The organism is Streptomyces montanus (genome assembly GCF_005786655.1).
Lineage (GTDB): Bacteria > Actinomycetota > Actinomycetes > Streptomycetales > Streptomycetaceae > Streptomyces > Streptomyces sporangiiformans.
Map to the genome: position 1 here is coordinate 1 of NZ_VBZC01000041.1, position 21,301 is coordinate 21,301.

Below are 21,301 nucleotides of genomic sequence, written 5' to 3' on the forward strand. Positions count from 1 at the left end.
GGCGTCAGCGGCCTGGGCGGCCTCGGCGGCCTTGGGCGCACCGGCGGGGGCGGACGCACGACGCGACGCGCGACGGCGCGTACGAGCGGCGGGCGGCGCGGCCTCTTCGGCGGCGGGCTCCGCCTCCGTAGCTACGGAGGCCGCGGTCTCGGCGGATGCGGTTTCGGCGGATGCGGCTGTCTCGGCCGCGGGCTCCTCCACGGCCGGAGTGGTCGCAGTGACCGGAGCCGGGGCCTCGGCGGCCTTCGGCGCACCAGCCGGGGCGGACGCACGACGCGACGCGCGACGGCGCGTACGAGCGGCGGGCGGCGCGGCCTCTTCGGCGGCGGGCTCGGGCTCCTCGGTAACGACCGTCTCGGGCGTTTCGAGGGCCTCGGGGGCCTCGGCCACCTCTGCAGCCTCGGCGGTCACCGACGTCTCTTCGGTCGCGGCCGTCTCGGCGGCAGCGGCCGTCTCCTCGATCTCCTCCTCCACCGCGAGATCGGCGGAGGACGCTGCCGGTATGGCCGGAGCCGTGGTCTCGGCTGCGGCTTCGGACGTCGCCGCGGGCGGGCCCGCGGGGCGGGACGCGGCGCGGCGGCGCCGACGGGGCGGCAGGGTGTCGCTGGGGGTGTTGTTCTCAGAACCCTGAGTGGGTTCGTTCGGCTCGAGCATGCGGGTGGATCTCCCGTCAGGCTCCCGGGCGCCGCGCCGGATCCGGTGACGTCCGCGGCTCGCGCGATGCGCGGTTCCGCCGTCCGGGGCGCGGGCGCCGCTCGGGAGCTCTCTGTGTCCTGTCTCGCCGGTTCCGTACACCATGTGTGCGTACGGCCTGGCGAAAGTCTTGTGGTCGGTGCGCTGCCCGACCCAGGTGGCTCCCGAGTACAAGGGCGGCGCTACGACATCCGTCCTTACGCGGGACCTTCCGGCGCCGGCGCCTTCGCGGCGGCAGCGACCGCGACCCCAGGAGAATCGGCTGGGGCGGCTGCCACTGCCTCGCGGTCGGGCGCGAGCGGGTCGGTCACCGTGCCGGTCTCTTCATCGAAAAGCCCCTGCGCCAGCCTGGTCACCGCTGCGGGGACCGGCGGCGCCAGGTCGGCCACAGCTCGGAGACCGGACAGGACGTCGTCGGGTCGAACGGCAGGCGTCACGTGCCGAACAACCAGCCGCAGTATCGCACAGGGCAGGTCGGTCGGCCTATCAGCCTGTGGACTGTGCGTCTCGGGGACGACACCGTGCGCCTCCAGGCTCGCGACCGCGGCGCGGGCGTCAAAGGTGCGCATGCCGTTCTTCATCTTGCGCTGGACCTCGACGGTCTCGGCCTTCTCGAAGGCGTCGACCGCGCGCTCGGCGTCCGCGAGGGCCACGCCGTCCAGGCGCAGCTCCCAGACGGAGGCCGTGAGCCGGTCGGCGAGTCCCGACGTACGGGACTCGACCGCGTCGACGACGTCGAGCCCGGCGGGCAGCGATTCGTCGAGGAGCGCACGCAGCTTGTCGGGATCGCGCGCTTCGGTGAGCGCGATCTCCAGGTACTCGGCCTCGCTGCCCGTGCCGGTGGGTGCGGCATTGGCGTACGACACCTTCGGGTGCGGGGTGAACCCCGCCGAGTACGCCATCGGCACCTCGGCGCGGCGCAGCGCACGCTCGAAGGCACGCTGGAAGTCACGATGGCTGGTGAACCGGAGGCGGCCGCGCTTGGTGTAGCGCAGTCGGATGCGCTGCACCGCGGGTGCGGGCGGCGGGCCTTCGGGCTGTCGCTTGCCCAGTGGTTCTTCTCCTCGGTGTGAGGTCCTCGGTGTGAAGCGGTGCGCGGTGCGCCGCCTCGCGGACGTGCGGATGGACCTGGGCGTCCCCGCGCCAGCGGGAACAGCTCCGATAGACGCCTCTTCGGCGTCAGCCGGTTCCGGATCACCCCCGCGCGGGCGGGGGAAGGTCGTCGCGTCCGGACTCACCACCCAGGGTACGCGCAGAGAGCACGGCGGGTTCCCGCACTCCCTTGGTCAAGGACACCGGCACGGGGGTACGCGGCGCCCCGAACAGCATCCGCCGGATGTCGGCCCGGGTCTGGCGTGCGCTCTCGCGGGCGCTCGCCACGGCCTGCCGGACGCTGCGTCCCACGCTGCGCGCGGCCTCCGCGGCGGGTCGCCAGGCCGCGTCCCGCACGAAGTGTCCGACGGGGGTGAGTACGTCCTTGTAGAACCACCGCACCGGTTCGACGAAGATCCACCGGAAAAGACGCCCGAGGAATCGCCCGACGGCAAGCGACACATACCCGGCGACCCGCCACGCGTGCCCGAGCGCCGCGCCGATCTCGCGAGCGACGGCAACGATCCCCCGCCCGACCGGCACGAGCACCCAACGCCACAAGGCCACGGCAGGCACCACAAACACCCACCGCAACAGCACCCCGACCCCCACCACAAGCCAGCTCACGCCCGCCCAAACGCCACGCCCGAGCCACACCACACCAGCCCACAGACCGCGCCCCGCCCAGGCGACGCCCCTTCCGACCGGCACAAGCACCCAACGCCACAGGGCGCCGGCCGGCGCGACGGCCAGTGTTCGCCACAACCAGGCGCACCCGGCGCCGAACCCCCGCAACGCCCACACGATCCCGTGCCCGAGAGGCACGAGCACCCCACGCCACAGGGCCACGGCAGGCACCACAAACACCCACCGCAACAGCACCCCTACCGCCATCACAAGCCAGGTCACGCCCGCCCAAATGCCACGCCCGAACCACGCGATGCCGACCCATAGGCCCCGCCCGAGCCACGCGATACCGGCCCACGCACCGCGGCAGGCCCACGCGCCACCGGCCCACACACCACGACAGACCCACACCACACCGGCCCAGGCGCCGCCGCAGACCCACTTGCCCCCGGCCCACAGACTCAGCGCGACCCAGACCACCCCAGTAGCGACACCTCGCGCGAGCCAGACGACTCCGCGCCCGACCGGCACGAGCACCTCATGCCACAAGGCCACGGCAGGCACGACAAACACCCACCGCAAAAGCACCCCGACCCCCACCACAAGCCAGCTCACGCCCGCCCAGACACCACGCCCGAGCCACACCACACCAGCCCACAGACCACTACCCACCCACGCGACGCCCCTCCCGACCGGCACAAGCACCCAACGCCACAGAGCGCCGGCCGGCGCGACGGCCAGTGTTCGCCACAACCAGGCGCACCCGGCGCCGAACCCCCGCAGCGCCCACACGATCCCGTGACCGAGAGGCGTCAGTACGCGCGTGTACAGCCACACGGGGAACACGATCAGCAACACGTGCCCGAGCCGGCCCAGAGCACGGCCGACGGGCGCGATCACGTATCGCCACAGCCCCACCCACGGCCAGACGAAGACCAGCTTGCCCAGCCACGTCAAGACGGTGTCGAGGCCGGTCATCAGCCACACCAGGAAGGTCACAAGTCGATCGGCCAGCCACCCGACTGACCGTCCGACTGAGGTGAGCAGGCCCCCGACCGCCCGCCCCAGCGGCCGGAACACCGCATCCTTGAGGAAACGCGCAACGGCGACCAGCGCGTCCCACGCCATCCGCACCGGTACCACCAGCACGAACACCACGATGCGCACGGGAACGCGGATCGCGACCGCCAGACACCCCTCGGCCTCAGGGGCCCGCGCCGCCTCGTCCTGCCGCCGCGCAGAGGCTGCGGGCGGTGCCTTCTCCAGGTCCATGGCGACGAAGACGCGTCAGCGGTCGGTACGGATCCAGAATCGCAGCTTTTCTCCCCGCTGGTCCTCGAACTCCCCGCCATTGGCCTCGATGACCTTGCGGGAGCCGATGTTGGTGGTGTCGCAAGTGACGAGGACGCGGTCGAGGCCGAGGGCACGCGCGTGCGGCAGGACGTCGCGGAGCATGGCCGTGGCGTGCCCGTTCCTGCGCGCGGTGGGCCGTACGCCGTAGCCGATGTGGCCGCCGACCTCGCGGAGGTGGGGTGTTAGACGGTGACGTATCTGGATCCGGCCGAGATAGGTGTCGGCGTCCACGTACCAGTACCAGGTGCCGGGCACGAAGCCCTCGGGGCGGCGTCCCTCCTCCGACTCCTCCTCGCGGACCGCGGCGACATAGCGCGCGAAGCCGTCCGGTTCGTGCCAGCTGTCGCCGTACACGGCGAGCTCCCGCTTGAGGGTGTTGCCGAAGTACTCGTCCTCGGCGATGTTCTCGCGCACCGCTTCAAGGAAGGAAGCGCGGAAACGCGGATCAGGAGCAATGAGCTGCGGCATCGCCCGATTGTGCCGCGCAGACACAAGACCCGGCCATGGATTTCCGCCGACGGCCCCACCGCCGTACCGGGCGGGCTGCTATCCATGATCGGAGCCCGCCGCGAAAGCCGCGCAGGCCATCACCGATCGGGAAAGCGACATATGAGCATGCGTCAGCCACCCGCAGCCCAGGGCGTTGGTCCAACGACGCGAGGCAGTCAGACGGCACGCACGGCCTGCAACTGGACGACCTGCCGCTGTACACGCCTCACCCTCATCGACCACGAATACGCGAAGGCCACAACCGCAGAACCTCCCATGCCTGCGCAATGACTTTGTTTTCTCTTTCTGGACGTGCACCCATGCCCGTGGCGGACGACCCTGGACGCATGAGGCCGCACCGAACTGGAAGGGGAACGTCGCGATGAAGACACCCCCGGTCGTTTCACCGCAAGAGTGGGAAGCTGCGCGCCAGCAGCTGCTCGTGGAAGAAAAGCGGTTGACCCACGCCCGTGACGCACTGGCCGCCAAGCGTCGGCGGATGCCGTGGCAGGCGGTGGAGAAGGAGTATGAGTTCGACGGACCCGACGGTAGGGCGAGTCTGCTCGACCTGTTCGAAGGACGGCGTCAGCTGATCGTCTATCGCGCCTTCTTCGACCCCGGGGTAACCGGCTGGCCCGACCACGCTTGCGTCGGCTGCTCCATGGTGGGTGACCACGTCGGCCACCTCGCTCATCTGAACGCCCGCGACACCACCCTCGTCTTCGCCTCCCGCGCGCCGCAGCCGGAGATCGAGCGTGTCAAAGCACGGATGGGCTGGACGATGCCCTGGTACACGATCACCGACGATTTCGATGCCGACTTCGGTGTGGACGAGTGGCACGGCACGAACGCGTTCCTTCGCGAGGGCGACCGCGTGTTCCGCACCTACTTCATCAACGCACGCGGTGACGAGGCGTTGGGGAGCACCTGGAGCTACCTCGACATGACCGCGCTCGGACGGCAGGAGACATGGGAGGACTCCCCCGAGGACTATCCCCAAACCCCGCCCTACGAATGGTGGAACTGGCACGACGAATACCACGGTCGACCGTGACAGGATCGGTTCATGGGCCAGGACAAGGGATACCTGTTGGACAACCGGCAGGTCGAGGCGGGCACACGCTTCGACGCGCTGTCAGCCCTCTTCGATGCCTCGACGTTCCGGCACTTCGACACGGTCGGGATCGATGAGGGGTGGCAGTGCTGGGAGGTCGGGGCCGGTGGGCCGACCGTCGCCGCGTGGCTCGCCGAGCGCGTCGGGCCCCGCGGGCGCGTGCTTGCCACGGACATCGACGTGTCCTGGACCGAGACGGCCGCCGCTGAGGGGGTCGAGGTGTTCCGCCACGACGTCGCCCTCGACGAACCCCCCGCCGGGCCCTTCGACCTGATCCACGCCCGCCTGCTCCTCGTCCACGTCGCCGACCGCGATGCCGCGCTGCGCTCCATGGTCCAGGCGCTGCGCCCCGGCGGATGGCTGCTGATCGAGGACGCCGATCCCGCTTTGCAGCCGCTGATCTGCCCCGACGAGCACGGTCCCGAGCAGGAACTCGCCAACCGGCTGCGCCGCGGTTTCCGTCAGCTTCTGCAGCAGCGCGGCGCCGACCTCGCCTACGGACGCAAGCTGCCGCGGCTGCTGCGCGAGGTCGGCCTCGAGGATGTCGAAGCCGACGCGTACTTCCCGATCGCCTCGCCCCAGTGCGACGTTCTCGAGGCAGCCACCGTCCACCAGGTACGTGACAAGCTCATCGCCACAGGCCTCGCCACGGACGAGGAGATCGAGCGGCACCTTGCCAACATCGCGGCCGGCCGCCTCGATCTCGCCACCTCGCCGATGATCTCGGCCTGGGGCCGCCGACCCTATGCAGACGGGCCCTAGTCAAGCAGCAGCGAAGAGCGCGGCTCTCCCGTAAGCGCCGCACCGCAATGGCCTTTGAGGTACTACTCCAGTGGTACGTCGCCAGCTGTTGCTGTCGTTGGGCTTCCGCGGCCTGCGCCGCATGCCAGTCGTGGTCGAACCGAGCACGTGCTTCAGCCTGCGCCGCTCGCCGAGCCGCAGTCCAACCACCCTGCGCTTGTTACTGGTTCGGATCCGGCATAGGCACAGGAATCGCGAGAGGGCCCGGCGAGAAAGGCGCAACCTCCTCGGAACGGATGAGAGCGGCGGCTCTGAAGTCCGGGGCTCGGCAGCCGGCAGCCAGCAATCCCTGTAGGAGCAAGCACACTCCGTCAGGCCGCGATCCGGTTCACCTTCGTCACCTTGCACGTCACTTTCTGTGTGACCTGGTCCTTGCCGACAGCCGAGGTCTTCACCCTCTGGCCTGACTCGACTGTCAGGGACAGGGCGGCTCCCTCAGACAGACGCGTCCCGTTCGGGGCCTTGAACTCGACCGTCACGCCGTACGTCGAGGCCTTCGAGCTGTGATTGTGGATCTCAAGCCCGGCCGAAGGCAGCCGCGTTGTCGCATCGACCGTGCAAGACGTGATCTTCACATCGGCCGACGGTGGATTCCTGGGGTTCTCGCCCGTCCCGCCCAACGCCATCACCAACACAATCACGACGATGACGACCACTGCGGCCAGGGCGCCGGCGCAACCCCAGAGACAGGCACGCCCCCGCCGCTTCTTCTGCGGAGGCCCACCGGCAAATACCCGCTCCCCGGAAGGACGATGGCCGTCATCCGGGCGCCCCCACCGAGGACCGTCTGCTTGCGGTCCGCCCGCAGGCGGCTCACTCGCCGGCATGTCGGCCTCCTCCGTGACGGATATCGCCACGCTAGGAAGCCGGAGAGCACCTCGCGAACCGAGAGCAGCCACTCAGGCGACAGCCGCCGAGCACGGTTCTGCCAGACTCTCAGCCCTCAGACAGCAGGGACGGCAGCCGCCTCTTCCTCGCGACTGTCTCCCAAGGCTTCGACGACGCGCCTCAACGCCTCACTCACGTCAGTGAGCGTGCCCGCTGGGCGCAGCCGCACAGTTCGTGACCGTCAGCGGCAACAGCTTCCTGCCCGTCGAGGCCATCTGGATCTCGGTATCCATAGCTAGTAATACGGATAAAGCTCTAAAAAATGGTCCTACGCTGGCCGGCATGGGGAAACGAGGACAGCGGCGGCTCGCGGCAGAGCGAGCGGCCTACAAGGTGGAAGCTGAATGGACCGAAGCCGACCTTGCTCTGTTAGAGGAGCTGAAGCGGGCCGAGGCCCTGCTCCCCGAGGACGCTCCTCGGGCTCTCCTGTCCATCCGCTTGTCGGTGTTGACGGACGACACAACTTCGCCGGTGCGGCAGGAGCTTGACCTTCGCATCCTGGCCAGGGAACGAGGCTGCCGAGTCATCGGCGTCGCCTCGGATCTGAACGTGTCGGCAACGAAGGTCCCGCCGTGGAAGAGGAAGGAACTCGGGGACTGGCTGAACAACCGCTCCCCCGAGTTCGATGAGCTCTTGTTCTGGAAGCTCGACCGCTTCGTACGCCGCCTCTCCGATCTGTCAACGATGATCGAGTGGAGCCTGAAGCGCGGGAAGAACCTCGTCTCGAAGAACGACAGCCTTGATCTCACGACGACGGCCGGGAAGATCATGGTCACGATCATTGGCGGTATCGCCGAGATCGAAGCGGCCAACACCTCTACCCGAGTCATGAGCCTGTGGGACTACGCGAAGACTCAGGAAGACTGGATCATCGGCAAGCCGACGTACGGCTACGTCACGGACGAAGACGACTCGGGGAAGCTCATTCTCGTCATCGACCCCGAGGCGGACAAGGCACTGCACTGGGCTCGACGCATGGCACTTCGAGGACGCTCCGCCCGGTTCATGGTGCGCTGCCTGAAGCGGTCCGGCCTCATGAGCCAGGGACTCACCGTGGCGACGCTCCACCGCCGCCTCCGTAACCCCGCGCTCCTCGGCTACCGAGTAGAAGAGGACAAGCAGGGAGGGCAACGACGCTCGAAGCCGATCCTCGGCAAGGACGGCAGGCCGATCAAGGTGGCTCCCCCGATCTTCACCGAGGAGGAGTTCGAGACCCTCGGCGCGGCTCTCGACAAGCGCAAGAAGAACCAGCCGCCGCGCCGTGTCGGCGGAGCCACTCAGTTCCTCGGCGTCCTCCTGTGCGCCGACTGCAAGACGAACATGACCGTACAGATAACGAACAACAAGTTCGGAACCTACCACTACCTACGGTGCGGCAACTGCAAGAGCGGCGGGCTCGGTTCACCCAACCCCGGGCAGGTCTACGAGCGCCTCGTGGAGGACGTGCTCAGGGTCCTCGGGGACTTCCCCGTACAGGTTCGCCAGTACGCCGAGGGTGCCGAGGTGCGGCGAGAGATCAAGCGCCTCCAAGAGTCCATCGCGCTCTACATGAAGGAGCTCGAACCCGGCGGCCGGTACACAAAGACCCGGTTCACAAAGGAGCAGGCGGAGGTGACGCTAGACAAGCTCATTGGGGAACTCGAAGCCATCGACCCGGAGACGGCGAAGGACCGATGGGTCAACGTCCATGACGGGAAAACCTTCCGCGAGCGCTGGCAGGAAGGCGGCATGGAAGCCATGGCCGCAGACCTGTACCGAGTCGGCATCCGATGCGAGGTCACCCGCACGAAGGTGCCGAAGGTGCGCGCCCCGAAGGTGCACCTCCGCCTACTGATCCCGAAAGACGTGCGCGAGCGGCTCGTGATCCGAGAGAACGACTTCGCGGAAGCGCTCTAAGGCTCGTCTCCACCATCGGTCAGCTCCGTGTCATGTGCAGACTCGGCAGGGTGGACCTGACTGACGATGCGTGGCCTCCGGCAGAATGTGGCTATGAACGCAGGGGGAGTGGCGTTGGTCGGAGCCATCGCAGCTGTACTGGGCGCAGCCGTCGGTGCAGGTGGCGCGGTACTCTCAGCCGCCCTCACCGGACGGCTCCAGGCTTCGAGCCAGGAAGCACACTGGCGTCGTCAGTTGAAACGCGAGGCATACGTCAACTTCCTGTCCCAGGCCGCCTCAGCGATTGATGCGCTCGACGCTGCGCGCTTGCGGACGGCGGAGCAAGGTGCACGACTTGACGAAATTGCCCAAGAGGTCAGAAGCGTCAATCGGCTGGTTCTTGTCGCGTATATGGAAGCGCCGGAGCCTCAGGTCATTGACCTGTTCAACCGTCTCAACGCCCAGTTGTCGATGTGGTGTGGGGATCTGCGCATGCATACCAATGACGACCCAGTAGTCACTGCGGCCGTAGCTGCAAGAGCGGACGCGCTTCGCGGCGGGGCGTACCGGCTCTTGGTTGAGGCCACATCGGCAGCCGCATCTGAGCTCAGTACCTCTCTGAACTTGGCCTCAGCCACCTCCTCTTCCCCGGCATAGAGCCGAGAGCTTGCAGTGTTCAGCCACACAACGCGGAAGGTTCGAACGGTTCCTCATTGCCGTCGTCGTCCACGATGACGATCTCGCTCTCGATCATGCTCTTCGCTCGCCTCCGAGTGGAGCCGCCGGGACTCTTCCAGGTCTTCAGCGATACCTGCCGCGATCAAGGCAACACCGGTGGTGTGGCCAGAGCCGATGTAGCGCCAGTGGGCATCAGTGACCGTGCCGGGAACGGCTTCCCGCCCCACAGTGAGCGGCAGAGGCGTCCTCGGTGCCTCCCGCACGACCCCCTGGCGCCGATTCTGAGCACCGAGCGCCCGCAGGACGGCAGCCGCCTCTTCCTCGCCACTGTCCCCAGAGCTTCGACGACGCGCCCCAACACCTCACTCACGTCAGTGAGCGTGCCCGCTGGTCGCAGCCGCACCGATGCCGACCGAGAGCGAACAACATGAAGACAGACGGGCGGCTGTGACGGCCGGTAGACTGCCCGGAGATGTAAAGACCTTGACGAAATGTGAGCCAATATCTTTACATGTTCCCATGTGGGATGACGATCACCTTCGGAAAGAGGCGGAGCGCCAGCGCATCAGCTCGGGCGAGCACTACCGCGACGCCGCAAAGGCCGACAAGCTCGGCCGGGCTACGGAGGCCAGGCGATCGCGTGAGATGGCGGAGCACGCAACGCGCAAGGCTGAGTTGTATGAGCGCCTCATCGGCCGTTGGCAGTTCGGCGGAGGAAAGCTGGAGCTGATCTCCATCGACCTCGACGAGGCACACAAACTCCTTGACCGCTTCGACAGCAACCCGGCCAGGGAAGTGCTGACGCACGCGGAACATAGCCCGCTAGCAGAGGGACGCCTTGAAATCATCCAGGGCAAGGCGTGTTCTTGGGCCTTCGGCAACGCTGTGCGGAACGGCGCGATAGAGGAGATCATCCGCATGGTCGACTTGATCGAGTCGGAAGGTGCCGAGGTCAACGTCGCCGCCCTCGCTCGCATGACGGGCATCTCCCGTCAGACCCTTCACGCCCGTCTGCGAGCCTCTCGGTAGACGCGCCGCCTATGCCAGCGGAGTCCTCGTCCTGTGCACGTTTCCGTGCGGGCGGGGCTCGTGCTTTCGGCTCGCACCACTCAATGACGTGCTGTTATGCGGGGTAGGACCAACAACAACTGACGCAGCGGAAGCGACTTTCAACCACCCCAATAGGGGTGGTTCAGGCGCCGCCGACCTCTTCAATAGCTGGCAGTGCGGTTGAAGCTGGTGATGTTGAGCTTGACGCCCTTCACACTCTTGAGCGTCGTAGGGTACTCACCCCGGACGCTCTGGCCAGGTTGCACGTCAGTCTCCAGTTGAGAGCCGTTCGTAAGTCGGGTGCCGCTGGCGTCGACCGCCTCCCAATCCCATGAGTAGTTGGACTGCTCGCTGCTGCTGTTCTTGATCGTCCAAACGACCCAGATATTGGTGATACCGGCTTCTGAGCGGTCGTCCAGCTGGAAGCTAATGAGGTCCGCTCGTTCGCCCCGGGGTTCCTGCGTCTTCTCGCGCGGCGTCGTGTCGGTGGTGGTCTTAGTGGGCGCAGGTGTGGTGCTCTCATCGCCATCCCCCAGCGCGATCACCAGCACAACCACGACGATGATGATCACAGCGGCCAGGGCGCCACCGCACCCCCAGAGACAGGCACGACCCCGCTGCTTCTTCTGCGGAGGCCCGTCGGGAGACGCCCACTGCTCAGAAGAGGGAGGACCATCACCCGGACTTCCCCACCGAGGACCGCCGGCAGGCGGCTCACTCGCCGGCATGTCTGCCTCCTCCGTAGCGATATCGCCACGCTAGGAAGCAAGGGCGCGCCTCGCGAGCTGAGAGAGCCACTCAGGTGACACCGTCACCGGCTCTCCCAGGCTGTCAGCCTCTCAGACCCACTCCACCTCGGATTCGACAGTCGTCGAGCCTCCAGCAGGCGGCAGCGGCGTTCTCGGTGCCTCCCGCACGATCCCCTGCCGTCCGCTCTGAGCGCCGAGCGTCCTGAGGACGGCAGCCGCCTCTTCCTCGCTGCCGTCCCCCAGGACCTCTACGATGCGCCGCAACGCCTCACTCACGTCAGTGAGTGTGTCCGCTGGTCGCGGCGTCCTTCTTGACCGTCAGCGGCAGCAGCTTCTTCCCGCTGTTGCTCACTTGTGGCCATGTATCGAACTGCGGGCACACCCCGCAGTCAAAGCAAGGCGTCCACCGGCAGTCCTCGACCTCCGTCTCGTCGAGGGAGTCCTGCCAGTCCTCCCAGAGCCAGTCCTTGTCGAGGCCGGAGTCGAGGTGGTCCCAGGGGAGGACCTCCTCGTAGGTGCGCTCGCGGGTGGTGTACCAGTCGACGTCCACGCCGTACGCGGGGAGCGTCTTCTCGGCGCACTGCATCCAGCGGTCGTACGAGAAGTGCTCGCGCCAGCCGTCGAAGCGGCCGCCGTCCTCGTAGACGGCGCGGATGACGGCGCCCACGCGGCGGTCGCCGCGGGACAGGAGTCCTTCCACGATGCCCGGCTTGCCGTCGTGGTAGCGGAAGCCGATGGAGCGGCCGTACTTCTTGTCGCCGCGGATCTTGTCGCGGAGCTTCTCCAGACGGGCGTCCGTCTCCTCGGCGGAGAGCTGGGGCGCCCACTGGAACGGGGTGTGGGGCTTCGGGACGAAGCCGCCGATCGAGACGGTGCAGCGGATGTCGTTCGAGCCCGAGACCTCGCGGCCCTTCTGGATCACGCGCGTCGCCATGTCGGCGATCTGCAGGACGTCGTCGTCCGTCTCCGTCGGCAGGCCGCACATGAAGTACAGCTTCACCTGGCGCCAGCCGTTGCCGTACGCCGTCGAGACCGTCCTGATCAGGTCCTCTTCCGAGACCATCTTGTTGATGACCTTGCGCATGCGCTCCGAGCCGCCCTCCGGCGCGAAGGTCAGACCGGACCGCCGTCCGTTGCGCGTCAGCTCGTTCGCCAGGTCGACGTTGAAGGCGTCCACGCGGGTCGACGGGAGGGACAGACCGATCTTGTCCTCCTCGTACCGGTCCGCCAGGCCCTTCGCGATGTCGCCGATCTCCGAGTGGTCGGCGGAGGACAGGGACAGCAGGCCCACTTCCTCGAAGCCCGTCGCCTTGAGGCCCTTGTCGACCATGTCGCCGATGCCCGTGATGGAGCGCTCGCGCACCGGGCGGGTGATCATGCCGGCCTGGCAGAAACGGCAGCCGCGCGTGCAGCCCCGGAAGATCTCCACCGACATGCGCTCGTGGACCGTCTCGGCGAGCGGGACGAGGGGCTGCTTGGGGTAGGGCCACTCGTCGAGGTCCATGACGGTGTGCTTGCTGACCCGCCACGGGACACCGCTCTTGTTCGGTACGACGCGTCCGATGCGGCCGTCCGGCAGGTACTCGACGTCGTAGAAGGCCGGGATGTAGACGCTGCCCGTCCTCGCGAGGCGGAACAGCACCTCCTCACGGCCGCCGGGACGTCCCTCCGCCTTCCAGGCGCGGATGATCTCGGTCATGTCGAGCACGGCCTGCTCGCCGTCGCCGATGACCACCGCGTCGATGAAGTCCGCGATCGGCTCGGGGTTGAAGGCGGCGTGGCCGCCGGCGAGGACGATCGGGTCGTCCAGCCCGCGGTCCTTGGATTCGAGGGGGATGCCTGCCAGGTCCAGGGCCGTCAGCATGTTCGTGTAGCCCAGCTCCGTGGAGAAGGACAGGCCGAACACGTCGAAGGCCTTCACCGGGCGGTGGCTGTCCACCGTGAACTGCGGGACGCCGTGCTCACGCATCAGCTCCTCGAGGTCCGGCCACACGCTGTACGTGCGCTCGGCGAGCACGCCCTCGCGCTCGTTCAGGACCTCGTAAAGGATCATGACGCCCTGGTTGGGCAGCCCGACCTCGTACGCGTCCGGGTACATGAGCGCCCAGCGGACGTCACAGGCGTCCCAGGGCTTGACCGTGGAGTTGAGCTCTCCGCCGACGTATTGGATCGGCTTCTGCACATGCGGGAGCAGAGCTTCGAGCTGCGGGAACACCGATACGGCGGCTTCGGCAGGCATCTCGCGAACTTTCGTGAGCTGGCAGGGGTGACCCTCAACCCTAACGCGTTCGGCGGAGCCCCCCGGACGCGGCGGAGATCTTCGCCCACGCCTCGGGCAGCGCCCGCTCGGCCGCCGCCGCGCGCTGCTCCTCCCTGCCGTACAGCACCCCGTAGGTGAAGGAGCTCTCCCCCGCCGCGTGCGCCTGGGCGGCCAGGTCCCGCAGGGCGTGACGGGTCATCACGCTGTCCTGGTGATCGCCGAGCAGTCCCTGGAGCGCCTTCATGTCGCGGACCAGGTCGACGGCGGGCTTCCCCAGCGCCTCGGCGGCCGCCTCGGCCGCGTACCGGGTGCGCTTGGCCTTCTTGCGGGCCTCGTGCATCGCGAGGTCGCGGTCATCGCCGGACGGGTGGTGGAGCGCCTCGTCGACGAGGCCGGACAGACGTCGGAAGTCGCGCCGCACGGCCTTGCCGATCACCTTCCCGGCATCGCCCGTGGCGGCCTCGAGCAGCGGCGGCTCGGCGACGAGCGCGTCGATGACGTCGAGGAGCACCAGGTAGCGGCGGCCGTCGAGGACCGCGATCAGCCGGCGGCGGGAGCCGCCGCTGCGGGCGTGCGACCAGGTGCGCAGCCGGGTGCGGACGGGGCCGGTCAGCAGCGGGCGCGGCAGCTCGCCGAGCGCGGCTGTGAGCCGTTCGGTGAGTACCTCCTGGTCGCGGTCGACGCCCAGCTCGCCCGCGAGCCACTTGAGCTCCTCGCCGATGTGGTCGGTGACCGTGCGGTCCAGGACCTTGGCGTACGAGCGGAAGCAGCTGCGCATGCGGCGGGTGGCGACGCGCATGCGGTGTACGGAGTCGGGCAGGTCGCGGCGTACGGCGGGGTCGAGTTCGACGATCGCGTCCCGCTGGGCGCGCAGGTAGGCGAGCACGTGGTCGGCCGGGGTGACGGGCTCCTGCGGAGCCTGCTCCTTGCGCTTGTTCCGCTTCTTCGGCGCATCCTTCGGTGCCTTCTTCGGCGCCTTCTTCGGCCCCGGTGCCGTCTCGGCGAGGGCCCGCGCCAGCTTCGACGACGACCCGGCGGGGCGGACGCCCGCCTTGCGCAGCCGTTTGTCCACCTTGCCGAGGAAGGCCGGGTCCCCTTCGTCGGCGAGTTCCACTTCGATCTCGGTCCACTGGGCCGTGCCGCCGTTCCCGGTGAGCCGTTCCGCCTGTACGGCGTCCACGCTGACCTCGGCGAGCAGCCCGCCGTCCGCGTCGAGGAGGTGGCGGACGTCACGGGCGGACTGGACGCGGACGACGGGCAGCAGCTCGGTGTCGCGGACGCGGGAGCGGACGAGCCCGGCCAGGGTGCGCGGCAGGGTGTCGGAGAGCGGGGCCTGGATCTCGTCCCGCACGCCAGGGGCGACCGGGAACTTCAGGTGCCAGCCCGCGTCGACGCCTCCGGTACGCCGGCGCAGGGTGATCGAGGATGCGGCGAGGCGCTCGTCGGCGGTGTCGTAGTAGACGGCGTCCAGGTCCGCGACGCCCTTGTCGACCACGGCCGCAACCCCGGCGACGCCGGTCAGGTCGGGCAGACCGCTTTCGTCGGATTCGTACTTCCGCTCGATCTCGCGCTTTGTGTCCGCCATGAACTGAATCTAGTCGCACTCGGGCCTGGATGGCACTGCCCCGGCGCGCACGAGGCTCAGGAGGCGAGCAGGGCCCGCATCCGGGCCCCTTCGGGGAACGGCACGTCCTCGGCGGTCCGGGAGACGAGGTAGACGTGCGCGTCCTCGAACTGGTGGTACGACAGGGGCTCCTCGCCCTGCCCGACGATGAGCACGTTGTGCTCAAGGCGCCAGGAGACGTAGCGGGAGTGGTATTTGGGCTGTCGTATGTCGTAGTCGGGCAGGCCGAGGCGGTCGGTGAAGCGCTGGACGACGGTGTCGAAGTGGGCGTCGAACTCCGGACGCCAGGCGCCTTCCTCGCTGGCCCAGCCGGGCGTTTCCGCCCAGCAGTCCTCTTCGAGCAGCTCCTCGCCGAGCCAGTAGAGGTAGGAGAAGGGAAGGTAGAGCGAGCCGTCGCCGTCGCAGGTGACGAAGTGCCCCTGCGGCGAGATGAAGTTCGCCTCGGGGACGTCGGGCGTCTCCTCGTAGTCGGGGCCGCGCACCGCTTCCTGCCAGTCGCGCCAGCCCAGGCCGAGCAGCCGCGCGGTCACCGCCTCGTCGTCGGTCAGGTCCAGCTCCGTCAGGCCGATGAGCTGGTCGGCCAGTTCGGGGGTGACCGGGCAGTGGGCCACGCGTTCGTCGGACATCGCTCTCTTTCCTGCCAGGCTGTCGAGCCCTAGATGAATGAGTTCGCGGATGAACTCGGCGAGGGCTGCGAAGACGTGGAAGACCAGGCGGCCGCCGGGTGTGGTGTCGAGGTTCTCGTGTAGCACGGTAAACCCGATGCCGCGCCTGCGTAGTCCGCTGACGATGGAGAGCAGGTCGGCGAGGCTGCGGCCGAGGCGGGAGAGTTCCAGGACGACGAGGGTGTCGCCTTCGCGGAGGTAGTCCAGGCAGGCCCACAGCTCGGGGCGTTCGGCGTTCTTGACCACCTGATCCGTGGACCGAGATCAACACTCGGCATGCGGCTCTAAGTGGTGACGCATCGGATAGTCGAAGCGAGACGCGTCACTTGTCAAGGGGGTGACGGTCTCAACCGCGCAAAGGACCCCGTCACATGGACGACGTCAAGCGGGGCCGGCGTTGGTCGTGAGACGACTCAGGAGGCGGCCGCAGCGTCGGTGCGGCGTTTGCGCGCCCGATAGGCGGCGGCCTTGACGCGGTTGCCGCACTCGTCCATGCCACACCAGGTACGGCGGGCTCCGCGGGAATGATCGAGATAGATGCGGGTGCAGGCGGGGTGGCCGCATTCCTTCATGTGAGCCTCGCGGTCGGCGAGGACGGTGACGGCGTCGCGGGCCAGTTCGGCCAGGACAGCGTCAATGTTGCCCGTCCGACGGATTCCGGTGTCGCTGAGCTGCACAGTCAGGCCCGCGTCTCGGGCGAGGTCGTTGACGGCGTCGAGAGCTCGGCGGTCGAACCCGCGCTCGGCGAGCCGGTCGGTGGCGAGCTGGTAGACCGCTTCGCGCAGGCTGATGGCCTGCCGGAACGCGTTCCGGGTGACGCTGACGTCGCCGGGCAGGTCGGTGGAGGCGTCGAGCCAGCGCTCCAGGTCGGCCGGCCCGGCCAGCAGCTCTTCCGGTTCGGTCCGGCGCCACTTCAGCGTGCCCGCCAGATCCAGTGCCGCACTTCCGCTCACGAACGTGAATCCCACGTCACCATCTTGACAGGTGACACCGAGCCATGCAAGCTTCGTCACCGCCTGAACTGGTGACGATTGGAGTGGCATGCTCAGCCGCGAGGACTACCTGTACTTCACCGATCGCGCGCTCGACGGGATGGCCGCGATCGTGGTCGAGCTCGGCGACGAGCGCGCGAACCGGGCCGCCTACCCCGGCGCGAACTCGCCGTACGCGCTGCTGCACCACTGCCTGTGCGTGATCGAGACCTGGGTCGGCGGATTCGTCCGCGGCCGTCCGATCGACCGCGACCGCGACGCCGAGTTCACCGCCGCCGGCCCGGTCGAGCTGCTCGTCGAGCGTTGCGCGACCGTGCGCGCCCAGATGCACACCGACGTCGCCGACACGCACCCCGAGCAGTTCCTGCTCCAAGAGCCCCCCGCGGACTTCCTCGGCCCGCCCACCCGCCTCACCCAGGGCGGCGCGCTGCAGCACGTGTTCGAAGAACTCGCCCAGCACCACGGGCAGATGGAGACCCTGCGCGACGTCCTCGCCGCCGCGCCCGACCAGCCACTGGAGACCGCATGAGTGCCCAACCCCGTCCTGAGCTCGACCCGACCCGGCTACGAGCCGGCCACGGAGCCAAGTGGACCGCCGTCGACGCCGACGTCCTACCTGCCTGGGTCGCCGACATGGACATCGGCATCCCCGAACCCGTCCGCGCCCGCATGCTCGAGACCATCGAACGTCAGGACCTCGGCTACCCCTACTGGCCCGACGGCGACCCCGTCGTCGACGCGTTCACCGACCGCATGCGGTCCCGGTACGGATGGCAGCCCCGCGAGGGCCGCACCCGCGTGTTCAGCGACCTGATCCAGATCCTGCAGATCGTCATCGAACACACCACCGAGCCCGGCGATCCCATCGCCCTGCACGTGCCGAACTACCCACCGTTCCTCGCCGCGATCCACCGCGCACGACGCCGGATCGTGCCGCTCCCCCTCGACCGCACCCCCGGAGGCTGGGAACTCGACCTCGACCGACACCACGCCGTCTTCGCCACCGAACGGCCTCGTCTGTTCGTGCTGGTCAACCCGCACAACCCGACGGGGCACACGTTCAGCGCCGCCGAGCTGCGTGGGCTGGCCGACATCGCTACCGACCACCAAATCCCCGTTCTGGCTGATGAGATCCACGCCGACCTCACCTACCCACCGCACCGGCACATCCCCTTCGCCGGCCTCGACCCGGCCGTGGAGGACCTGACCATCACCGCGACGTCGGCGACGAAGGCGTTCAACCTCGCCGGCACCCGGTGCGCGGTCGCTCACCTCGGCTACGCACCCACCGCCGACGCTCTCGACCGCGCCCCGCTGGACTACTTCGGCACCCCCAGCGTCCTCAGTCGCATCGCCACCGTCGCCGCCTGGCGCGAATCCCACGACTGGCACCACGCCACCACCGACCTGCTCACCCGCAACCGTGACCGCGTCACCGCCTGGGCCCGCACCCACCCTGAGCTCGGCTACCTCCCCCCGGAGGCGACCTACCTCGCCTGGATCGACTTCACCCAAGCAGGCCTCGGACCCGACCCCGCGGCCGCGCTGCTCCGGCACGCAGGCGTGTACCTCAACTCCGGTGACGAATTCACTCAGCACACCGAACTGACCAGCTCGACCTACGCACGACTCAACTTCGCCACCACTACCGCGAACCTCGAACAAATCCTGGACCGACTCGACAGCGCACTGGGAAAGAGTTAGAGCACCACCGTGAGTCCGCCCCAGCGATCCGTCAGGATTTCCGGGCTGTGCCGGCCCTAGACCCCATTTGCCCGCGCGGACTATCGACCTGGTCAGTTGGTCACCACAGGCCCCACGCCTATCCGATTGCACTGCATTGCCCCTTGCGAGAAAGGCCCCGCGTGTCGGCATCAGATATCAAGGTCGTCGTAATCGACGTACTCGGCACGCTCGTCGACGAACCATCCGGGATCCGCGCCAGCATCCACGACCACGCCCCGACCGCTGCCGAGGCTGACCTGGACAGGCTGCAGACCCTATGGCAGTCCCACATCGAACGCGAGCAACAACGCATCCTCGACGGCGATCGGCCCTGGGTCCCCAGCGACGCACTCGACCACGAAGCCGCTCAACTCGTCGCCGACGCCGTCGGTAACACCGACCCCGCTGCGATTGCCACACTGAGCCGAGCGGGTCAACGACTGTCACCGTGGCCCGACAGCACTGCCGGCCTGGCACGACTCGCTGAGCGCTTCCCGCTGATCGGGCTGTCCAACGCCAGTCGCACCGCGCTGCTCGGCCTCAACGCCCACGCCGGCCTGCGCTGGCACCAGGCACTCTCCGCCGAGGACGCCAAAACCTACAAGCCCGCACCCGCCGTCTACCAACTCGCCGTCACGGCCGCCGCCGCACCCCCCGAGCGACTGCTCATGGTCGCCGCGCATGCCTGGGACCTCCGAGGCGCACAGACCGTCGGGCTGCGCACCGCCTACATTGCCCGTCCCGTCGGAGACCCGCCTGCGCCTTCCGACCGGTTCGACCTTTACGCGGAGGACCTCGCCGACCTCGCAAACCAACTCAGCGCGCACACCCGGTGAGCACTCCCGCCCACGTCTACCACCACACTGTCACCGAGGACGCGACATGCTCATCAGTTTCAGCTTCACCCGAATCGCGGTCACCGTGCGCCGCTGGTTCGAAGTCACCCCCGAAGCGGTCATGGAACACGGCTCCCGCATCGAGCTGGGTCTTCTCGTTCCGCAACCCCATCGAGGCACCGAGTCAGCGGCTCAGAAGTTGGTGATTGACCAGGCGTTCTGGCGAGCTGACTTGTTCAATAAGCTCGACCGCCCGGCCTCGTCGTTCTCCGCCGCGCACTTCCACCCCCACTTCGATGATGTCGAGCCCTCCGCCCGCCAGTGGTCGACCGACCTCACCGACGACCCCTGGATCTGGCTCACAGACCAGTTGACCCACATCGAGGCACGCCTGTCCGACGCCGGCCTCGACCCCGCCATCGCCGTGGACGACGCCGACGACATTCGAGGCTTTATTCCTCAAATCGTCGATACCGCACGACAGTTCAGCCCCGAGGACCCGATGTCCCGCGACGCCGACTTCGCGCTCACCAAAGACGCAGCCGAACGCGTACGTCGCATGCTGGTTCACGTTCCGACACCCGACCTTGTGGACCGTGATTACCTCGGCCCCTGGATTTCTCAGCGCTGATGGGAAGTTCTACCGATCGGACCCGACCCCGCGGCCGCGCTGCTCCGGCACGCACGCGTGTACCTCAACTCCGGTGCCGAATTCACTCAGCACACCGAACTGACCAGCCCGACCTACGCACGACTCAACTTCGCCACCACTACCCCGAACCTCGAACAAATCCTGGACCGACTCGACAGCACACTGTGAAAGAGCTGAAGCGACCGAAAGGTGACTGACATGAGTAAGTGGACGGATCGGCTGGCGGAGATCGGCGTCCGGCTCCCCCACGTGGTGCCGCCGGTCGCGGCGTACGTGCCTGCCGTGCGGAGCGGCTCGCACGTGTACGTCTCCGGGCAGGTGCCCGTCGTGGACGGCGAGCTTCCGGCAACCGGCAAGGTCGGCGCCGAGGTGAGCGCAGAGGACGCGAAGCAGTACGCGCGGACCTGCGTGCTCAATGCGTTGGCCGCCGTGGATGCGCTGGTGGGGCTGGACTCGGTGGTCCGCGTGGTCAAGGTCGTCGGCTTCGTGGCTTCGGCCGAGGGCTTCAACGGTCAGCCCGCGGTGATCAACGGAGCGTCCGAACTGCTCGGCGAGATCTTCGGTGAGGCCGGGCAGCACGCTCGCTCGGCGGTCGGCGTCGCGGAGCTTCCGATCGGCGCACCAGTGGAAGTGGAGATGATCGTCGAGGTCGCCTGACCTCTTGTGGCGGCGTTGCCCGGCTGCGGGTGACGCCACGTTCTCGTTCCCGTGCGGCCAGTGACCTGGCGATCTTCCCTGGGGCATTGCCCCTTTCCGTCGTATTCCGGCGGCCCCCCTACTCCGCACCCCCTTTTGCCACAGAACGATCAACCATGCGGCGTGAGCGCCGTCCTCGCCGACACGCTCGGCGCCGGGCCAGCCGTGTTCGGCGATGATGCCCTCAAGCCACGGGGAGTTGTCCGCATCGACGGCCTTCACCGCGTCCCATTGTTCCTGCCGGGCCAGCGCTTCGATCACCTGCGAATTCAGCGGACCGGCTGCGTTCAACCGCTTGGTGTAGCCGGACTGTTGGGGCAGGTAGAGCGTCGGTCAGTCGCGGGGATCGCCCGATCCGGCGAGGAAGGGCCACGTGGTCGTCGATGAACACGTACAGTGCCGCCCGAAGGGCGTCCAAGTTCTGGTTTGTCTTCACACACGA

19 protein-coding genes and 4 pseudogenes are annotated in these 21,301 nt (G+C 68.1%); 10 read left to right on the forward strand and 13 right to left on the reverse strand.

The features are described from left to right. The 4 genes and pseudogenes from FE633_RS30825 to FE633_RS30840 form a co-directional block, all read right to left on the reverse strand. Window positions 1-654 (reverse strand): annotated as a pseudogene (locus tag FE633_RS30825) (Rne/Rng family ribonuclease); the annotation flags it as partial. A 236-nt stretch (window positions 655-890) separates the two neighbouring features. After that, entirely contained in the window at window positions 891-1,703 is an 813-nt protein-coding gene (locus FE633_RS30830) for a TIGR03936 family radical SAM-associated protein (protein ID WP_138048466.1), read from the reverse strand. 184 nt (window positions 1,704-1,887) lie between these two features. After that, window positions 1,888-2,586, reverse strand: a pseudogene (locus tag FE633_RS49865) (hypothetical protein); the annotation flags it as partial. Window positions 2,587-3,699: 1,113 nt separating this feature from the next. Beyond that, window positions 3,700-4,233 carry a GNAT family N-acetyltransferase gene (locus FE633_RS30840; protein ID WP_138048468.1) on the reverse strand — a complete coding sequence of 178 codons (534 nt, stop codon included), beginning with the start codon at window positions 4,231-4,233 and terminating at the stop codon, window positions 3,700-3,702. Window positions 4,234-4,636: 403 nt separating this feature from the next. Between FE633_RS30840 and FE633_RS30845 the strand changes: the two genes are divergently transcribed. Both FE633_RS30845 and FE633_RS30850 read left to right on the forward strand, forming a co-directional pair. Further along, window positions 4,637-5,308 (forward strand): DUF899 domain-containing protein, encoded by a 672-nt coding sequence (locus FE633_RS30845; RefSeq protein ID WP_138048469.1) that lies wholly within the window; start codon window positions 4,637-4,639, stop codon window positions 5,306-5,308. Between the two features lie 12 nt (window positions 5,309-5,320). Further along, the gene (locus tag FE633_RS30850; protein WP_138048470.1) at window positions 5,321-6,130 is read left to right on the forward strand and encodes a class I SAM-dependent methyltransferase; all 810 of its coding nucleotides are present in this window, start codon (window positions 5,321-5,323) and stop codon (window positions 6,128-6,130) included. Window positions 6,131-6,203: 73 nt separating this feature from the next. Here the strand turns inward: FE633_RS30850 and FE633_RS48765 are convergent. Continuing rightward, a pseudogene (locus FE633_RS48765) lies at window positions 6,204-6,464 on the reverse strand (restriction endonuclease); the annotation flags it as partial. A 16-nt stretch (window positions 6,465-6,480) separates the two neighbouring features. Next, window positions 6,481-6,825 (reverse strand): hypothetical protein, encoded by a 345-nt coding sequence (locus FE633_RS30860; protein ID WP_138048471.1) that lies wholly within the window; start codon window positions 6,823-6,825, stop codon window positions 6,481-6,483. Between the two features lie 565 nt (window positions 6,826-7,390). Between FE633_RS30860 and FE633_RS30865 the strand changes: the two genes are divergently transcribed. From FE633_RS30865 to FE633_RS30880, 3 genes are all read left to right on the forward strand, one after another. Then, window positions 7,391-8,953, forward strand: a complete 1,563-nt coding sequence (locus FE633_RS30865; RefSeq protein ID WP_138048529.1) for a recombinase family protein — start codon at window positions 7,391-7,393, stop codon at window positions 8,951-8,953. Window positions 8,954-9,046: 93 nt separating this feature from the next. Continuing rightward, the gene (locus FE633_RS30870) at window positions 9,047-9,589 is read left to right on the forward strand and encodes a hypothetical protein (RefSeq protein WP_138048472.1); all 543 of its coding nucleotides are present in this window, start codon (window positions 9,047-9,049) and stop codon (window positions 9,587-9,589) included. A gap of 540 nt (window positions 9,590-10,129) precedes the next feature. Then, a complete protein-coding gene (locus FE633_RS30880) occupies window positions 10,130-10,639 on the forward strand; it encodes a hypothetical protein (protein ID WP_138048473.1) in 510 nt (169 codons plus the stop codon). 182 nt (window positions 10,640-10,821) lie between these two features. On the opposite strand, the gene FE633_RS30885 is transcribed toward FE633_RS30880, so the two are convergent. The 6 genes from FE633_RS30885 to FE633_RS30910 all read right to left on the reverse strand — a co-directional run bounded on the left by FE633_RS30885 (window position 10,822) and on the right by FE633_RS30910 (window position 16,926). Beyond that, window positions 10,822-11,232, reverse strand: coding sequence for a hypothetical protein (locus FE633_RS30885; RefSeq protein WP_138048474.1), 411 nt, complete (start codon window positions 11,230-11,232; stop codon window positions 10,822-10,824). A 267-nt stretch (window positions 11,233-11,499) separates the two neighbouring features. Further along, window positions 11,500-11,685 (reverse strand): hypothetical protein, encoded by a 186-nt coding sequence (locus tag FE633_RS30890; protein ID WP_138048475.1) that lies wholly within the window; start codon window positions 11,683-11,685, stop codon window positions 11,500-11,502. A 1-nt stretch (window position 11,686) separates the two neighbouring features. Next, on the reverse strand, window positions 11,687-13,648 hold the full coding sequence (locus FE633_RS30895) for a TIGR03960 family B12-binding radical SAM protein (RefSeq protein WP_138048476.1): 1,962 nt from the start codon (window positions 13,646-13,648) through the stop codon (window positions 11,687-11,689). 40 nt (window positions 13,649-13,688) lie between these two features. Continuing rightward, window positions 13,689-15,254, reverse strand: a complete 1,566-nt coding sequence (locus FE633_RS30900) for a CYTH and CHAD domain-containing protein (RefSeq protein ID WP_138048477.1) — start codon at window positions 15,252-15,254, stop codon at window positions 13,689-13,691. A gap of 56 nt (window positions 15,255-15,310) precedes the next feature. Beyond that, complete coding sequence (locus FE633_RS49870; RefSeq protein WP_138048478.1) at window positions 15,311-16,204, reverse strand: recombinase family protein; 894 nt, start codon at window positions 16,202-16,204, stop codon at window positions 15,311-15,313. A 167-nt stretch (window positions 16,205-16,371) separates the two neighbouring features. Continuing rightward, the gene (locus FE633_RS30910) at window positions 16,372-16,926 is read right to left on the reverse strand and encodes a CGNR zinc finger domain-containing protein (RefSeq protein WP_246113911.1); all 555 of its coding nucleotides are present in this window, start codon (window positions 16,924-16,926) and stop codon (window positions 16,372-16,374) included. A gap of 73 nt (window positions 16,927-16,999) precedes the next feature. Here FE633_RS30910 and FE633_RS30915 point away from each other — a divergent pair, with 73 nt between their 5' ends. The 5 genes from FE633_RS30915 (at window position 17,000) to FE633_RS30940 (ending at window position 20,820) form a co-directional block, all read left to right on the forward strand. Then, complete coding sequence (locus FE633_RS30915) at window positions 17,000-17,479, forward strand: DinB family protein (protein ID WP_119100248.1); 480 nt, start codon at window positions 17,000-17,002, stop codon at window positions 17,477-17,479. Further along, a complete protein-coding gene (locus FE633_RS30920; RefSeq protein ID WP_212747304.1) occupies window positions 17,476-18,654 on the forward strand; it encodes a MalY/PatB family protein in 1,179 nt (392 codons plus the stop codon). The genes FE633_RS30915 and FE633_RS30920 overlap by 4 nt, the downstream gene beginning before the upstream one ends. Before the next feature lie 161 nt (window positions 18,655-18,815). Further along, window positions 18,816-19,511, forward strand: coding sequence for a haloacid dehalogenase type II (locus tag FE633_RS30925; RefSeq protein WP_138048479.1), 696 nt, complete (start codon window positions 18,816-18,818; stop codon window positions 19,509-19,511). A 46-nt stretch (window positions 19,512-19,557) separates the two neighbouring features. Next, window positions 19,558-20,142: a hypothetical protein gene (locus FE633_RS30930; protein ID WP_138048480.1), complete on the forward strand. Its 585-nt coding sequence runs from the start codon at window positions 19,558-19,560 to the stop codon at window positions 20,140-20,142. A 219-nt stretch (window positions 20,143-20,361) separates the two neighbouring features. Continuing rightward, window positions 20,362-20,820, forward strand: coding sequence for a RidA family protein (locus FE633_RS30940; RefSeq protein ID WP_138048481.1), 459 nt, complete (start codon window positions 20,362-20,364; stop codon window positions 20,818-20,820). 231 nt (window positions 20,821-21,051) lie between these two features. On the opposite strand, the pseudogene FE633_RS49875 reads toward FE633_RS30940, so the two are convergent. Then, window positions 21,052-21,295: pseudogene (locus FE633_RS49875) on the reverse strand (IS982 family transposase); the annotation flags it as partial. Window positions 21,296-21,301 lie beyond the last annotated feature (6 nt).

Coding starts and splice junctions, on each gene's coding strand:
- FE633_RS30840 (WP_138048468.1), bottom strand. CDS start 4,233: ATGCCGCAGCTCATTGCTCCTGATCCGCGTTTCCGCGCTTCCTTCCTT.
- FE633_RS30845 (WP_138048469.1), top strand. CDS start 4,637: ATGAAGACACCCCCGGTCGTTTCACCGCAAGAGTGGGAAGCTGCGCGC.
- FE633_RS30850 (WP_138048470.1), top strand. CDS start 5,321: ATGGGCCAGGACAAGGGATACCTGTTGGACAACCGGCAGGTCGAGGCG.
- FE633_RS30870 (WP_138048472.1), top strand. CDS start 9,047: ATGAACGCAGGGGGAGTGGCGTTGGTCGGAGCCATCGCAGCTGTACTG.
- FE633_RS30880 (WP_138048473.1), top strand. CDS start 10,130: ATGTGGGATGACGATCACCTTCGGAAAGAGGCGGAGCGCCAGCGCATC.
- FE633_RS30895 (WP_138048476.1), bottom strand. CDS start 13,648: ATGCCTGCCGAAGCCGCCGTATCGGTGTTCCCGCAGCTCGAAGCTCTG.
- FE633_RS30900 (WP_138048477.1), bottom strand. CDS start 15,254: ATGGCGGACACAAAGCGCGAGATCGAGCGGAAGTACGAATCCGACGAA.
- FE633_RS30915 (WP_119100248.1), top strand. CDS start 17,000: ATGCTCAGCCGCGAGGACTACCTGTACTTCACCGATCGCGCGCTCGAC.
- FE633_RS30920 (WP_212747304.1), top strand. CDS start 17,476: ATGAGTGCCCAACCCCGTCCTGAGCTCGACCCGACCCGGCTACGAGCC.
- FE633_RS30930 (WP_138048480.1), top strand. CDS start 19,558: ATGCTCATCAGTTTCAGCTTCACCCGAATCGCGGTCACCGTGCGCCGC.
- FE633_RS30940 (WP_138048481.1), top strand. CDS start 20,362: ATGAGTAAGTGGACGGATCGGCTGGCGGAGATCGGCGTCCGGCTCCCC.